The following is a 16697-nucleotide window of genomic DNA, read 5'->3' as shown; positions in this document are numbered from 1 at the left end:
CAGAAATTTATGATCGTTTAATTTTAGATTGTAGTTCAACAATTTTCTTTTCGATTTCTACAATTCCTTGGGTAGCTCTTTCAAAACGTTCCTTTTCTTCATGGATTTGAGAAGTAAACAGCATTGCTTTTTCAAAATCGAGATTAGAAGATCCGGAAGCTTTACGCAAGATTTCAAGTTGTTTTTTTATTTCTTGCCGGCGCTCTTTTCTCTGCCTAAGAACATCTTGCAGCTGCTTTAATGCATAACGATCATCATCTGAAATGGCCAACATAGCTTTTTCATTTTTTTCAGTAATGATATCTCGAAGTGGTCTCAAAATACGTTCAATATCTATTTTCTCACTTTTCGTCAATGAAGACTCTTGCAATTGTGCTAACAATTGGTCTCTATCAGAAGTTAATTTCATTAGTTCATACGATTCTGCTTGACTAACTAAATTATCGGCCAATTCTTTAAAAGTATTGAATTTTTCTTTTTTCTGACGATTACGCTCCTGTTCTTGCTGATAGCGTAGATCTTCTTCATGCTTTGCTTTATCGTGAACGATTTTGCGAATATGACTCAATTCTTCTTTTAATTCTTTTAGCTCATCACGACCAAGCTCTGTTCGCCGCATAAATGTGATAATTTCTTCTAATTTTTTTTGAGCTTCAACTATTGAACCTGTTTGTTCAACGAATGCTTTACAAAGTTGAAGTTGCCCTTTTATTAAATTTGCATTTTGCTTGAATAAAACCTTTTGATGAGCACGTTCTTTTTTACGTTCTTTTTCTTCAATTTTTATTTTATCCCAACATTCACTCAATCGAGTACGTGTTTGCGTGAATGAATTTGTGTTCAAGGTTAATTGTTTAGCTAACCCCTGCAATGCTTTAATTTCTTCTCTTAAAGCATAAAGTGAATCGTGAGAAGATTCTTGATTGAAATGAGCTTGTATAAAGTAGTTAACATCTTCTACAAATAATTGACTGATTTGTTTAATAAGCTCTTTCCGTTTAGGGAAAACCAGGTCTCCCGCTGCAGAAAGGCGTTGAAAGAATTTATTTTTATGGCGCACTCGCATTTCTGTCTTAAGTAATTCTTTACGTAAAGCATTAATGCGAGAAGCTTGGACATTTAGGACATTCAATTGTTTTTGAAAATTAAGATAAATTTGCAGTTTCGATTGAAGAGTTTGTGGAATGATCAGGTTGTCTGGTATAGTTGATTTAGCGACATTTTCATCAAACTGCTGAATGTCATTTTCTAAAGCTTGAATAGCTATTTCAATTTGCTCAACAGCAAAAGCGCTTTGCTCATCTAAAATTTCTTTCAATTGACGAGCTTCTTTAGAAAGTTCACTATAGCGATTCCAAAGCTGCCCTCTAAGAGCAGGTGAAATATTTTCTTTAAATAAAGGAAGGCAAAGCCGTCTAGCTTCCCAAAAATTGCGAAAATGGGGAGTCCCCCCTTGAGCTAATGTACTTTCCATAAAATCAATTGCGGATTGAAGCTTCAAATCTTGGCTAACTTGCTCCTCAAAATTTTTTCGAAAAGCCGCTAATTGAGGATCTTCAGATTCATCCATTTTTTCTGTTTTACGAGAAAATTCTTCTGATGGTTCTGGAATTTCCTCTTCTCGTTTCATGCTTGATTCCTCAACTAATTGTTGTAAGTTTTCATTCAAAGAGTCTGTTTGAATTTGTGATAAGATGTTTTTTTCTTTCGATTGTTTTTGTAAACTCATGTTTCAGACTCATTCATGAAGATATTTTTAAGATTTTGTGTGATAAGTAAGGCCGGATATTTAACTGATAATGCGTGCATTTGCGTTTATCTTAGCTATAATGTGAGTTGTTTCGATAAAACTTTAAAATTCGATTTAATCAGTTAATCATATTGCCGTATAATTAAGCTTTGCGTTTTCTTCTCCTTAACAATCCGGCAGGAGGTGCAGAAGATAACTCAAAACTTAGATTGATAGTCTTGCAATGCTTTTTACCAAATTCATTGATTCCACATTGGCAGCACTAAATTTTCAGTGAAATGATAGTGTATTGGTATTTTAAAAGTAAATCAAATTCAGTAAACTAATACAATACATGGTTAACAAAAGAGAAAGGATTTTTTTAACTTAAATGATTTAAAAATTTCAGCTTCAAACTTTAAATGATTGATAAGAGTTATTGAATCAGAGATACCAACTCATACAAATGAAAACAAAAATTAGATTACCTTTTACCTTTAAAATAAATTAAAGCAGTTCATAGTCTTTCATGATCATATCAAAAACAACTTCTGGATCATGCATATCGACATCCAACCAACGAAACAATGGTTCTTTTCGAAACCATGTAAATTGACGTTTAGCATAATGCCTTGTCGCTTGCTTGAAAGATCGAATAAATTCTTGGTATTGTGATGCTGTTTGCTCAGTCTTTAGAAAATTAAGCGCTTGTCTATAACCAATTGCCTGTGAAGCTGATGAGTTACCTCGAATACCTAAAGAATCTAGGCGTCGCACTTCATCCATAAATCCTTCCTCAAGCATCTTATCGCAACGTTTATCAATACGTTCATATAATTTTTCTTTTGGTCGATGAAGAAACCAACATCTAAAATCATAGTTTTGGGGTTTCCTTCTACCTTTCCAAGATAACTTGCTCACCTTTTTGTTGGTTAGCATCATAATTTCTAAAGCTCTCACAATTTTTTGTTTATCATTCTTTGTGATTGTTTTAGCATATTGAGGATCTAATTGAGAAAGTCTTTCATAAAGTATTTCTGATCCCAATCGTTCAATTTCATCTTCAAACGATTTTCTTACCTCAGGAACTGAAGGAGGGCCACTGGGGGGACCATATAAAAGAGCGTGTAAATAAAAGCCCGACCCTCCAGCAATAATCGGAACATTTCCTTGGTCTAAAATTTTTTGACAAGCCTGTCTAGCTTCATAATAAAAATCTACGACATTAAAACTTTCTTGAATATCTCTAATATCTATTAGATGATGGGGAACAAAAAGTCGTTCTTCTTTAGTTGCCTTAGCAGTTCCAATATCCATCCCTCGATAAACTTGCATCGAATCAGCTGAGATGATTTCTCCATCCATAGTTTGAGCTAAATTCAATGCTAAAGCTGATTTTCCACAACATGTAGGTCCTGCAATAACTATTATTCTTTTCTTATTTTTTTGAAAATTAGAAGGAAATTTTTTCTGAACTTGTAATGCAAAATTTAAAACAATACGTTTGATTTCATCAGTTTCACAAGAAAAGTTGCCAATCACATCACCCATCCAACGATTAGTCTGTTTTGAAACTTCGACAGCAATTCATTATCGAATAAAATTGTAATTAAATTTTTATTTAACAAATGAAAATTTAAATTGAAATTCCGAGGCATATCAATTCCAAAAAAATTGTAGAGCTGTTGAATCAAAATTTTTTTAAAGCCTCTTCTTCACTTTGAACTAATTCAAGAACATGATCAAATCCAGACATTTTTAATACGTCCATGACATTGACAGTCACTAAACAAAGAACTAATTTACCTGATAAAGTTTTTAATTTTTTGGTAATGGAAAGAAGCATACGCATGCCGGCACTACTTAAATAATCAATACCTGAAAAATCTAACAAAAGGTTATGCTGGCCATTATTAATATAATCAAAAACTTTACGTTCTGCACTAGGAGAAGAAATAGCGTCTAACCGACCTTGCATTCTTAAGACAAGCACATCACCTTTTAATTCTTCTTTGACGCTTACGAGACCTTCAATATTGCTCATAAACTCCTCGAATTTCGCTTTTAGTTTTAGACACGCTTAAATGATTGCTTAAAAACCAAGTTATTAATTCACTTGCCTATATCTTTAAATTAACGTGTTTTAAGTGAAATTGCAACAAAATTATAAGTATTTATATGTCAGTTTTTTCTTACCATAGGTTTATTAATTTACAAGGATGTAAAGAACATAATTTAAAAAACTTGTCTGTTCAATTACCTAAGCATGCCATTACTGTGATCACAGGAGTAAGCGGATCTGGAAAATCTTCTTTAGCATTTGATACTTTATTTGCCGAAGGACAACGTCGCTATCTAGAATACCTTTCCCCTCAAGTGCGCCCCTGGATCAAGCAAATGCCTAAGCCTGATGTTGATTTGATCGAAGGATTGTCTCCTACCTTAGCGATTGGACAGCATAGACAACCCCTTTACTTTTATGGGACTGTGGCGACCTATACAGATCTTTACGATTTTTTATCGCTCTTATATGCAAAAATTGGGGATCAATATAGCCCAGCCACCGGCAAAAAATTGTCCCGTTTCACGCGTCAAGAAATGATTGATTGGATTTTAAAAAATTATTCCGTGGGCTCTCGCTTACAATTAATAGCTCCTATCAAATTGATCAAAGAAAACGGACACCAAGCCATTACACGTCTGCAACAAATGGGCTTTATACGGATGCGAATCAATGAGCAAGAATGGTGCGGAGAAAATCCTTTTCCAATCAACAAAGCCATTTCAAATTTAGAAGTTGTTGTAGATCGTTTAGAAATTAGAGAAGGCATACGTGATCGTTTGGCCCCATCTGTGGAAACTGCTTTAGATTTGAGTCAAGGTATTTTAAAAATCCAAGAAGGAAAGGAAGGCAATACTCATTATCTAACAGAGATTTATGTATGTCCAGAAACAGGATTTTCTTTTGCACCTTTAGAAGCTGGGGACTTTAATTTTAATTCTCCAAAAGGAGCTTGTGCAGCTTGCAATGGACTGGGTGGGCGAGAACAAGTCAATCCTTCTCAAGTTATTTTTGATGAAAACGAACCTTTATTAGATCAAATTCAGGTGATTTTAGATCATCTTCCCAAAAAGGCAGCTTATTCTTTCAAGTCTCTTTTAAAAGCTTTATGGAAAATTTTAAATCTTTCGGAAGAAAATTTTATCAAAGACATTTCGCAGATGATTTTAAATAAAATTTTATTTGGTCATTCCCAAGAAATTGTTTTTAACGTTCAGATAAATGAAGAATCAGAACAATTAAAAGCGAAATGGAAAGGCCTTATTCCTGTTTTAAACGAAGCCTTGGAAGTGAAAAAAAACAAAGGGTCTTTAAGCGAACTTTCTTTTATTGATTGGCAAACCTGTTCATCTTGTTTAGGAGGAAGACTTAAACCAGAAAGTCTAGCTTGTCTTATCCAAGAAAATAACATCTATCAACTTTGCTCATTAACCGTAGCTGAGTGTTTAATAAAGATTAAAGCATGGTTATTTACCGAAAAACAAGAGGCCATTGTTAAAGAAATTCTTCCTCATATTCAATCTCGATTAGAATTTCTCGACCAAGTAGGATTGGGATACTTGACATTAACTAGAGAAGGGAAAACACTCAGTGATGGAGAAGCTCATCGAATTCAATTAGCATCTCAAATTGGAGCCAAATTATCCGGAATTATCTACATACTAGATGAACCCTCATTAGGACTGCATCGACAAGATATCCAACATTTGCATAAAGTCATTCATGAACTAAAAGCCTTGGGTAATACCGTTGTAATTGTTGAACATGAAAAAAGCTTAATTCAACAAGCTGATTATATTTTGGAACTCGGTCCAGGAGCTGGAAGCTTAGGAGGGCAAATTTGTTTTCAAGGAACTATTACAGACCTTCTTAATGACTCAAACAGTCTAACCGGAAAATGGCTTAGTGGTAAACTTTCATTACCTATCCCTCCAAGAAGAAAAATTCAACAAGATTGGTTAGAAATTCGTGGAGCGACTTTAAATAATTTAAATGATTTCTCTACAAACATTCCATTAGGCTGCTTTGTAGGTTTTTGTGGAGTGTCCGGATCGGGAAAATCTACCCTTGTTTTAGATATCATTGGACAACAGCTAAAAAATTTTCTAGCAAGAGGAATAATCCCTCATTTTTTAAATAAGTATCAAACAATCAAACGTTTAATCAGCCATGAAAAACAAACAGATCGCTTGTCGGCACGCTCGATTCCAGCTACCTATATAGGTATAATGACTCCACTCAGACAACTTTTTGCCGAAACTCGTCTTGCTAAAGCAAGAGGCTATACAGCTTCTCGTTTTAGTTTAAATAAGCGAGGTGGAAGATGTGAAGCTTGTGAAGGGCTGGGTTATATTGAAGTGAATATGCATCTTATGCCAGATTTTTTTATGCCTTGTGATATTTGCCAAGGGTTACGCTATAACTATGAAACGTTACAGATTACATGGGAAAATAAAAATATTGCTGATATTCTACGTCTGTCCGCTTTAGAATCTTTTCAGTTGTTTAAACATATTCCCTCTCTAGCACCCACCTTAGAACTGATGACTGAGCTTGGTTTAGATTATTTACAGTTGGGACAACCCTTCAATACTTTATCCGGAGGAGAAATTCAGCGATTGAAATTGATTGCTGATTTAGCAGGCAAAACACAAGAAAAAACATTATATATTTTGGATGAACCCTCGTCCGGACTTCATTTACAAGACATTGAAAAACTCGTTAAAATTCTTCATAAACTAGTGGGAAAAGGACATACAGTTTTTGTGATTGAACATCATTTAGACATCCTTTACCAAGCAGACTGGCTCATTGAATTAGGTCCAGAAGGAGGGCCAAAAGGAGGAAGGCTCATTTTTGAGGGCCCTTCAACTAAGATGATCAAAGCCCATACACCAACTGGAAAAGTTTTCTCTCAGTTTAATCAATGATAAATAACCTCCTATGATCTCTCAAACATTTTAAAGTTCTTTAGTTTATTACACTAATTTCTTCTGTTTTTTTGTTTAAATAACTCATAGTATTTTTTTGTAACCAATCGATATATTTTTTATTTCTCCTTCACTTTTAAACAAAGTAATTTCGGATACTTCATATTTACAGTTTTTATTCAATGATTTCTCTAACCTTGTCATCATTTTTTAGACGCGTTTTAAATACAATTTTACTTTCTTAAACCATTTCTAATTATTGCCCACACATCACGTAAACAGATTCAATTCAGGGAATTTATCTGTGCACAAGCCACATAACATTTTGGCACCAGATAACGAAAAATTCGTCGAGCCTCATTCTTAGCTTCTACTTGTCCAATGAACTTCCTGCAATTCTTTTTATAAAATTGAAAGTAAATTCGTAAAAAAAAATTTTTTTTGTCTCAATTTTTTATTTTTCATCTTGGGAATAAAAAGCAAGATGAGGAATTCGTAAATCGATAATTGTCATTCCATTATTTATTTTACTTTTAACATTTAAAACTTTATCTAACGAAAAAAAATTCACAATATTTTGTTTATAATGCTCTGGATTCAATCTCAAAAGGGTTTCTGCCGAGATATGTCGAGATAAAAAGTCTTTCCGATCTTCCAATTTAACAACTATTTGGCGCTGTCCATAGCTGTCAGCATAAGCCTCAGCCACATCTATTTGTTTGACTGCAATCTCCCTGGTTGCCACTTCTTTAAATATTTTTAATACATTTCGAGCTAACTGTAAACGATCTAAATTTTGCAAAGCCACCCCCCATTTCCCTTCATGCTCACTTAATCCTAAATAAAAGGTAGGGATAGATTTGGGAGTAAAAAAAGGACGAAAAGGAAATAAAATTCCATCTTCATCAATTGCCGTATTAGAATAATCTCCAACATAAGCAATAGGGCTTCTCATTTCATATTGAATATATAAAGTACCAGGGCGTATTTTCTTAATAGAAACTTTTTTAATTAAAGGGCTTTTTAAAAGCTTTTTTTCTCCTTCAAAGCTATCAAACTGGTAAAGATTTGCAGGCTGATCTAAAGATAATTCTAAAAGTTCTGCTAAATATCCCGTTTTCAAACTTTCTTGGTGAGGAGTCTCTTGAACAATAGCGACAATTTGATACTGTCCGCCATGCAATCTTTTTTCCTTGGCCGACTGATAATACAACCATCCCATCAATGCCGATCCTGAAATTAGTAAAGAAGAAAGTAAAATCCATAAACAGGCTCGTTTAAAAGGAATTTCTGGGTTAGGGTAAGATTTAGAAACCATAGATTTTCTGATTAAAAGAGGTTATTTTCAAGCGTAACAAAGTTAAAAGCGCTTTCCATTTTCAAGCAAGCTTAGTGTTTCGCTAGCCACTTTTGTGACATCTCCAGCCCCGAGAGTCACAATGACATCGAGAGGTTGAATAAATTCGCTAAGTTTATGTCCTAACGCCGTTCGAGGAACATATTTGACTGGAACACTAGAGTTCTCAGAAATTTCCTGGATAATTTGTTGTTGAGATATTCCCTCAATAGGCGTTTCCCCTGCCCCATAAACATCTGTTACAAACACTTCATCGGCATTATTAAAAATTTTTCCATACATTCCTAAACAATCCTTTATACGAGAAAAGCGATGAGGTTGAAAAACAGCAATCAGCCTTTTCGATTTAATAGCTTTTCGAATTCCCTCTAAGGTGGTTTGAATTTCTGTTGGATGGTGTGCATAATCATCTAAAAAAATAGTGTTTTCAAACTCACCCTTATACTCACATCGCCTTAATACCCCACAAAATCTTTCAAATGTGTGCCTAATCGAAGCTTCAGAAATATTTAAAGACATTGCTAATCCAAATACTGCAGCACCGTTGAGAAGATTATGTCGGCCAATTAAATTTAATTTAATGGATGAATACTTTTTTCCATTGCCTTCTAAATCAAATTCAAGATTGAAATCTTTCTGAAAAACATTAGAAATTCTCCAATTGCAATGCTCTCCAAAGCCATAACTTTGCCCAATACCATTGAGAAATTTTAAACGAGTGTCATCTCCACACCAAAAAAGGTGGTTTGGGGAAGAAATTTGGGAAGTAAACTGCTGAAAAGATTGTATTAATACATCTTCAGAATTTTCATAGGAGTTTAAATGATCGTTATCGATATTGGTCACAATAGCTCCGTAGGGAAAATACTTTAAGAAGCTTCGATCACTTTCGTCGGCCTCAAAAACAAATAAATCACCTAAACCATGTTTTGCATTACTTTGAAATTGAGGGATTACCCCACCAACGGCAAAAGAAGGATCGCAATTTGCTTCTAAAAGAGTTGTTGCTAAAAGAGAGGATGTTGTCGTTTTACCATGAGTTCCAGTAACAGCTAATGATTTTTTTTGTCTTGTTAAAAGGGCTAATAATTCAGCACGATGAAGTAAAGAACATTGCAAATTTTTTGCTGCAAGGTATTCAGGATTATCAGTTTTTATATCACTACTGTAAATCACAGTAGACCCTGAAGTAATATAAGAAGGAGAATGTCCTTTATAAATAGTCGCACCAGATTTAATTAATTCTTCAATAGTGTAGTTAAAAGCAATATCACTACCTGACACACTCAGATTTTGTTGAAGTAGAATTCGCGCAAGCCCGCTCATTCCTATTCCACCGATTCCAATGAAATGATAATGCCCTCTCATGGTTTTTTCCTTTTCTGTGGTGCTTTATGTAAACTTTTTAATTCGCTTGTGTCTAAAACAAGCTCGCAAAGCGTTGTACGATCTGGCCTACATTTATAAGAATGGATAGCACTTTTCCTTTTTTCTAATGCTATAGGGTCAATTAACAGTTGAATAGATTTAAGAACAATTTCTGGTTTAGCTTTCTCTTCAACAATTTTTATTCCACCCTTAACAATATCAACAAAAAAATCAGCATTTTTGTCTTGATGATGATCTGTTGCGTGAGGATAAGGAATTAAAATCCCTGGCACTTCAAATTCCATTGCTTCAGCAATTGTCGAAGCTCCTGAGCGACCTATAAATACTTCTGCTGCACGCCATGCTAAATGCATATTTTTTTCAAATGCTTTGACAGAGGCTTTTACTTGGTAATTAGCATAAAAAATTTTAAGGTCATCTGCTTCTTGTATACTTCCTGTAATATGAATGATTTGAATAGGTGTATTCTTCCATGTATTGGCTAAATTTCTCATCAATCTGTTAATGGCTAAAGCTCCCTGAGATCCACCAAAAACTAAAAGTGTAGAGTTATTTTTACTTAATCCAAAATAAGATAATGCCTCTATTTTATCAATTTGATCAAGCTGATACCCTTCTCTTAAAGGCATCCCTACTTCTATCGTATTTCCTTTCAACAAAGTGGCTGTAAAAGGAAAATGAATCCCTACTCGCCAAGCCATCGAAGCAAGCCATTTGTTAGCTTTTCCTGGAATACTATTTGCTTCATGCAAAACAATTGGAATACGGAGAATTTTTGCTGCAAGTAAGGGAGGCACTGTATAGTAACTTCCAAATCCAACAACGACATCTGGTTTAAATTTTCTAATAATTCGAATACTTTGCCAAACGCCTCTTAAAAGATTAAAAACACCTTTTAATAATTTAAAAGGATTTTTAGAAAAGAGTGGACTTGCAGAAATTTCTTGAAAAGGGAAAATGGAGCGATCAAAATATTTATTTGTTGAAAGGCCCCCCGCAACAAACAAAATAGAGGAAGAAAAGGTTTTTTTGATGAGTTCTTGTGCTAATCCTTGAGCAGGAAAAATATGCCCCCCCGTCCCACCAGCTGTGATCATAAACCGTTTAGACATACTTGACTCCTCTGATGAGCAATATTTAATAACAGTCCGAGACCTGCGATATTAGCCATTAATGAAGTCCCACCTTGGCTAAAAAAAGGAAGATTTAATCCTGTACTTGGCAATAAACCAGACACAACTCCAAGATTCATAAAAGCTTGAAAACAGATTAAAAAAGTAATGGCCGTCGCAAAATAAAAACCTCTTCTGTCTGAAGAAATATGAGCAATATAAAATCCCACATAACCAATCATCATATAAAGAATCACTAAAGCTGTTACACCTATAAAGCCAAACTCTTCCGCGTAAATAGCCGCAATATAATCATTTTGTGCTTCGGGAAGATAACTTAATTTCTGCAAACTATTCCCAGGCCCTCTTCCTAACAATTGCCCAGAACCTGCAGCTATTTTTGCTTGATAAGGTTGATGGCCTTTACCTCTCAAATCTAATTCCGGATGAAGATAAACTTTTAATCTTGCTGATACGTAAGGAAGATGATAAGCGGAAATTGCACCAATCACCATAAAACACATTAGTGGAAGAGCCCAATATTTAAATCGAATTTTTGTCATCACACACATGACTATGACAACAAGGCCTATCACACCCGCCGTCCCATTATTAGGTTCTATTAAGATAAGGAAAATAGGGGTTCCTACTTGAGCGATCAATTTAAGAAAGTCTTTTAATCCTAGCGATTCCCCCTCTATATTTTCCATTCGATAGATAAAATAAGCCGGAACAATGTATTTAACAAATTCGGAAGGTTGAAAAAAAAATCCTGCCACACCAATCCATCTCCTTGATCCATTAACTTCTTTACCCAAACCTGGAATAAGTGTCAGAACAAGTAAAAAACAGAAAAAAACTAACAAATAGGGACTAAAACTAATGACCTTCTGATACCCCAAATGCCATACACAACCAGCTAAGATTAATCCTATCAAACAATAAAAAATTTGTTTTAATAAGGCCTGATGGGTACTTTTATTAAGTGCAAGATCTAAAACTTCTGCTGAAGTGGTATTAAAAATCATAACTAGCCCCATCGCGAAGATCGAAGCCACACAAAATAATAGTAACGACCGATAAAATGTCATGAACAACTACTTAACGCGAATGCGATCCCCAATCTTCAAATTTCTAGCCTTTTCTTCATCTAATTGATTTAGCCTTAAAATATCCTCATATTTCACATTAAATTGTTTAGCAATTTTCCAAGGATTATCTCCGCTTTTAACAATATAATAAACAGCTTCGGATGAGTTTTGATTATTTTCTATTTGCTCTAAATCCTTTTTAAATATTTCACTTTTTGCTGCAATTGCCCCTTGAACTTGATTCAAAGGAATTTTTAAAACTTGACCTATTGACAACTTTTCGTTGGGAAGGTTATTTGCTTTCTTAATCGCATTAATCGTTGTCCCATTAGCACGAGCAATCTTTTCTAATACATCTCCTTTTTTAACGGTTATTTCAACAAAATTACCTTTAAAATTAGGTGAAGATTCAGATATTGGCTCATCATCTTCAGAAGAACTCGCCTGAACAACGATAGATTCAGGATTATAAGAATCAGAAGGATCAATTTTTAATGAATAAGAAGGTTGAGAATAATACTTTAAAACATTATCAACTTCGTCCACAATAACTGGACCGGTCGCGACAAGATGATTAGCCGGATCAGTTAAAGGAATTTCTTTAGCCTCCGCTAAAGAAGAATTGAATTCGCTTTGCTCCAGCACTTTTTCAGTATCATAAATGATAGCTGTCGCAAATAAAATCGCTAACAAACCAGCATTGATAACGACAGCAATCAGTATCGTATCCTTTCTTGTCATTTTATTTATCCTCTCTACTTTTTTTATTTCTCTTATTTATAGAAGTTTTACAAGCCTTTTAAACTCTTCTCCACGATGGATATAATCTTTAAACATATCAAAACTTGCACAACCGGGAGAGAGTAAAACAACGTCTCCTTCCTTAGCATCCTGATAAGCTTGCTTGACAGCGTCATCTAAATTTGCTTCGATTTGCACTCTAATATGCAGTGATAATTCTTTTTGAATTTTATTTGCCGCTTGCCCTATGGCATAAACTTTTTTTACATGACCTTTAAAAACATTTAACCAAGCCACATAAGAAGCCCCTTTATCCACTCCTCCAGCGATCAAAAATATAGGACGATTGATCGATTGTACAGCTCGCATAACTGCATCAATATTCGTTCCTTTGCTATCATCGTAGAAATGAATCCCATTCTTTTCTAAAACAAACTCGACACGATGAGAGGGCTTTTGAAAAGTCTTTAGAGCCTGTAAAAATTGCTGAGGTTTAATTCCTCGTCGTGCGCAAATGGCATAAGCAGCTAAGAGATTTTCTAGATCGTGATTTTCTTTCCCTTGCCATTCTAGCGGTAACTCAAACTGCTGCATTCCCTCTAAGAAGACCGAGCGTAAATCCGTATAAGTATGGCAAGAAGGTAAATAACCATACGTCGAATGAGGAAAATTTAAAAGATGCTGGTATTCGACGGCAGCTTTCCTCTCGACAAATAATTTTCCCGACTTTTTTAAACATTTTCCAATTTGAAATTTCGATTTTGCATAGTTTTCCATTGTCTCATAGCGCTCTAAATGATCAGGAGTGATATTCAAAACAACAGCTTCGTCCAAAACCTGTTGTTGAAAAGTGTCAAGCTGATAGGAGCTAAGCTCCAAAACGGCAATTTCTTGAAGATCGAGTGTTAAAATTTCTCTTGTTAAGGGAGCCCCTACATTACCTAAAGCTTTAGCTTTTAATCCATTTGCATTCAAAATATGTGTAATTAATAAAGTGACCGTTGTTTTGCCATTAGTTCCTGTCACACCAATAATCGAATGGCAAGACGCGCGGCATCCCAATTCAATTTCTCCAATTACCTCTTTTTTATGTTCGTGCGCTTTTTTAATTAAAGGGTGATTCGAAGGAATTCCAGGAGAAACGACGATTAAATCAAATGTTTTTAAATCAATGGTTTCACAATCTGCCTGAATTACCAATCCCTTTGCTTTCAGTTCTAAAATTTCAGGATGATTTTCCAATTGAAGATAATCTCGATCCACCCCTAAAACTTTTACTCCAGATGTTTGCAAGAAAGAAGCCGCGGCTCTTCCACTTATCCCTAATCCAATGATGAGCGCTTTTTTTCCAAAATAATTTTCTATCGGCATCTGTTATCAATCCTTTATTGAAATTTTAAAGAGGCAATGCCAATAATTGCAAAGAGTAAACTCATGATCCAAAATCGAATCACAACTTTAGTTTCGGGCCATCCTTTATATTCGAAATGATGATGCAAAGGCGCACAAAGGAAAATCCTTTTTTTATTTCTAAGTCGATAGCTAGCCACTTGAAGAATAACGGAAAGTGCTTCGGCAACAAAAATCCCTCCAACAATCCCTAAAAGAAACTCTCTGCGCAACAGCACTGCTGAAACGCCTAAAATTCCCCCTAATGTCAAAGAACCTGTATCTCCCATAAAGACTTGTGCAGGATAACTATTATACCATAAAAATCCTAAGCTTGCTCCGATTAAGGCGCAAAGATAAATGGCTATTTCTCCACTTCCTTCGATGTAAAGGATGTTGAGATAACGAGCAATATCCACATGATTGGAAACAAAAGCGATCAAGCAAAGGGATCCTGCCGCTGTAACCAAACAACCAGCCAACAATCCATCTAAGCCATCGGTCAAATTAGCGGCATTTGAAGATCCTGTGATCACAAAAAAAATGAAAAAAGCCATGAGAATAAGAGAAATACCTCCAAACGTAACAACAGGCTCTTTAAAAAAGGGAATGTAGAGTCTCGAAGCGTATTCTTTCAAACTAATGCTTTTAGTTTGGGAAGGCATCTCTTGTAAAGTTTCAGAATTTTTAACAACAATCTGCTCTTTAATTACGGGAGGTTGAAACCATGTCCACTTCTCAAACATTTCATTAACTGGACTCAATAAAAAATAAGAAGCAATTGCAGCGGATAAAACAAATTGAAAAAATAATTTTCCTCGTGCTGACATCCCTTTGGTATTTTTATATTTCAATTTGAGATAATCGTCTCTTCCTCCAATCAAACCTAAAAATACAGTTGTGACAAACAAAATGAGCGTGAAAATATGTGTTAAATCCATCCATAAAACTAATGAAATCAACATAGAAGAAAGAATAAGAATTCCTCCCATTGTGGGAGTGTTTTGTTTCTTCTCATGTAATTGTCCCAACAAGGGGCAATCTTCTTTTCGAATTGATTGACCGATTTTTAACTCATAAAGTTTACGGATAAAATAAGGCCCTAAAAAAATACTCAATAGAAGAGAAGTAATTGCGGCAAGAATCATTCTTGTAGAATAATAACTAAAGACGCTTGGAACTTTTAGAGTCCAAACCCTTTCCAAGTAATCAATTACAAACAAAATCATAAATAAAGCTCTTTAGTTATTTTTTACAGTTCTTCTAATATTTTCCACAACTCTTTGGATCTAGACCCTTTCAATAAAACAACATCGGCGGGTTTTAAGTTTTTTTTTAAAGTTGAAATTAGCTCAGAACGTTCCATAAATAATTCAACAGGTCGATTTGCTTTTTTCCAAACCTCAACAATAGGTAAACACTCAGCACCAAAACAGTACATTTTATCCACATAATTTAAAGCAAACTCACCAACACGTTGGTGACATTCATCTGAAAAATGTCCAAGCTCCATCATACTACCTAAAACAGCAATTTTATAACCTTTTCCCGTTGCATTTGGCAGCGTTTCTAAGGCAGATTTGACCGATAGTTCCGAAGCATTATAAGAATCGTTTAAAAAATAAATACCCTCTTTTTGAACGAATTGTAGGCGCCTCTCGGGTAATTTAAGAAAAGGGATAGCTTGTTTAATTTCATTCCAAGTTAGCTCGAAATACCTCGCAACAGCAATCGCAGCAAGTAAATTGTGAAGATTGTGTTTACCGGGCAAACACATTTTACCAAGAGAAATACTCTGTCCTTCTGTTTTTAATCTAACTTCTTCATTAACAGTTTCTAAATGATAATCAGCACTAGAGCTTACTGTCGAAAAGGATATTTTTTTGCATTCTCCTATTTGAGCAATTGTTTCATAAGCTTCTATCTCTCGATCAACCACACCTAATCGAGTATGCGAATGAGAGAATATTTCTGCTTTTGTTAATGCGATATCTTTTAATGTTTCAAAGCGACAAGCATGGACTAAAGCAGCTGTTGTCAATACAGACACTTCTGGATGAGCAATATTAACTAATGTACTCAGCTGCCCAGGTTCTGTCATTCCCATTTCTAAAACTAAGATATCTTCCGTCCCAGTCGTATGATTTAATACAGTTAAAGGAAGACCTACCTGTGAATTGCTATTTCCCTGGGAAGCAGCGGTGACATATCTCTGCTCTAAAAGTGTTTTAATAAACTCTTTTGTGGTTGTTTTCCCTATCGAACCTGTTACAGCTACAATACGGCTCGTTTTTTCAAGACATTTTTGAGCTAGCATTTGGAGAGCTAGTAAAGGATTTTCTGTTCGAAATAAATGCATCCCAAATACAGGCCCTTGATAATTTTGATCGACGATTGCCGCTAAGGCTCCTTTTTGCTTCACTTCATTCAAATAGGCGTGCCCATCGACATGCTCTCCCCTTAAAGCGACAAAAACCTCATTTTTTTTTGTTAGCCGACTATCTACACAAAATCCTTCAACCACACCTTCTACTTCAGGCAAAGAAGAGTTCAAGATTTTAGCAATCTGTTTTAAAGTCATTATTCTCATTGATGCTAATCCTATTTAAAAAACCTTAGTCCGGCTTTATCTTTATTAGCTTCTTCTCTTATCCCAAATAAAGCATGGATTGGATAAGAAATCGCAGATTTGTGAACATAATGAGGCAAAACAATGTAAACGGAATGAAATATTGGAGTCGTCATTTCATGAAATGCCAAGGTAAAAATAAGGCAAATAACTCTACTTGGAATCTTTTTCACTATTGAAATAAAATTTGGCACTGACCGGTCAGACATTTCACCTGCCGCTTTTCGAAATGCTGCGATAGTTAGTTCAAATTTTGTTTTACTTATAT

General features: G+C 34.9%; 12 protein-coding genes. 1 reads left to right on the top strand and 11 read right to left on the bottom strand.

The genetic code is table 11. From position 1 onward, the window contains the following. Positions 1-7: 7 nt before the first annotated feature. The 3 genes from TY19_RS11370 to TY19_RS11360 form a co-directional block, all read right to left on the bottom strand. Positions 8-1729 (bottom strand): hypothetical protein, encoded by a 1722-nt coding sequence (locus TY19_RS11370; protein ID WP_042282679.1) that lies wholly within the window; start codon positions 1727-1729, stop codon positions 8-10. 507 nt (positions 1730-2236) lie between these two features. Beyond that, entirely contained in the window at positions 2237-3271 is a 1035-nt protein-coding gene (miaA, locus tag TY19_RS11365; protein WP_039359474.1) for a tRNA (adenosine(37)-N6)-dimethylallyltransferase MiaA, read from the bottom strand. Positions 3272-3419: 148 nt separating this feature from the next. Then, complete coding sequence (locus TY19_RS11360; protein WP_011175794.1) at positions 3420-3773, bottom strand: STAS domain-containing protein; 354 nt, start codon at positions 3771-3773, stop codon at positions 3420-3422. Between the two features lie 134 nt (positions 3774-3907). Here TY19_RS11360 and uvrA point away from each other — a divergent pair, with 134 nt between their 5' ends. After that, positions 3908-6721 carry an excinuclease ABC subunit UvrA gene (gene uvrA / locus TY19_RS11355; protein ID WP_042282678.1) on the top strand — a complete coding sequence of 938 codons (2814 nt, stop codon included), beginning with the start codon at positions 3908-3910 and terminating at the stop codon, positions 6719-6721. A gap of 454 nt (positions 6722-7175) precedes the next feature. Here the strand turns inward: uvrA and TY19_RS11350 are convergent, their stop codons facing one another. Genes TY19_RS11350 through TY19_RS11315 form a run of 8 tightly spaced genes read right to left on the bottom strand, consistent with a single transcriptional unit; the run spans position 7176 to position 16390 of the window. Next, positions 7176-8039: a cell division protein FtsQ/DivIB gene (locus TY19_RS11350; protein ID WP_042282677.1), complete on the bottom strand. Its 864-nt coding sequence runs from the start codon at positions 8037-8039 to the stop codon at positions 7176-7178. A 42-nt stretch (positions 8040-8081) separates the two neighbouring features. Continuing rightward, positions 8082-9446 carry a UDP-N-acetylmuramate--L-alanine ligase gene (gene murC, locus TY19_RS11345; protein ID WP_052236444.1) on the bottom strand — a complete coding sequence of 455 codons (1365 nt, stop codon included), beginning with the start codon at positions 9444-9446 and terminating at the stop codon, positions 8082-8084. Continuing rightward, positions 9443-10579 (bottom strand): undecaprenyldiphospho-muramoylpentapeptide beta-N-acetylglucosaminyltransferase, encoded by a 1137-nt coding sequence (gene murG / locus TY19_RS11340; protein WP_052354939.1) that lies wholly within the window; start codon positions 10577-10579, stop codon positions 9443-9445. The genes murC and murG overlap by 4 nt, the downstream gene beginning before the upstream one ends. Then, positions 10561-11670, bottom strand: coding sequence for a putative lipid II flippase FtsW (gene ftsW / locus TY19_RS11335; protein WP_042282676.1), 1110 nt, complete (start codon positions 11668-11670; stop codon positions 10561-10563). Before ftsW ends, murG begins: the two co-directional genes overlap by 19 nt. 6 nt (positions 11671-11676) lie before the next feature. Next, the gene (locus TY19_RS11330) at positions 11677-12411 is read right to left on the bottom strand and encodes a LysM peptidoglycan-binding domain-containing protein (protein WP_042282675.1); all 735 of its coding nucleotides are present in this window, start codon (positions 12409-12411) and stop codon (positions 11677-11679) included. A 36-nt stretch (positions 12412-12447) separates the two neighbouring features. Further along, positions 12448-13782 carry a UDP-N-acetylmuramoyl-L-alanine--D-glutamate ligase gene (murD, locus tag TY19_RS11325; protein ID WP_042282674.1) on the bottom strand — a complete coding sequence of 445 codons (1335 nt, stop codon included), beginning with the start codon at positions 13780-13782 and terminating at the stop codon, positions 12448-12450. 14 nt (positions 13783-13796) lie between these two features. Continuing rightward, entirely contained in the window at positions 13797-15029 is a 1233-nt protein-coding gene (mraY, locus tag TY19_RS11320) for a phospho-N-acetylmuramoyl-pentapeptide-transferase (RefSeq protein WP_042282673.1), read from the bottom strand. A gap of 23 nt (positions 15030-15052) precedes the next feature. Then, positions 15053-16390, bottom strand: coding sequence for a UDP-N-acetylmuramoyl-tripeptide--D-alanyl-D-alanine ligase (locus TY19_RS11315; RefSeq protein WP_042282672.1), 1338 nt, complete (start codon positions 16388-16390; stop codon positions 15053-15055). Positions 16391-16697 lie beyond the last annotated feature (307 nt).

The organism is Candidatus Protochlamydia sp. R18 (genome assembly GCF_000648255.1).
GTDB classification, from domain to species: domain Bacteria; phylum Chlamydiota; class Chlamydiia; order Chlamydiales; family Parachlamydiaceae; genus Protochlamydia; species Protochlamydia amoebophila.
This window is presented reverse-complemented; position numbering and strand designations above follow the sequence as displayed.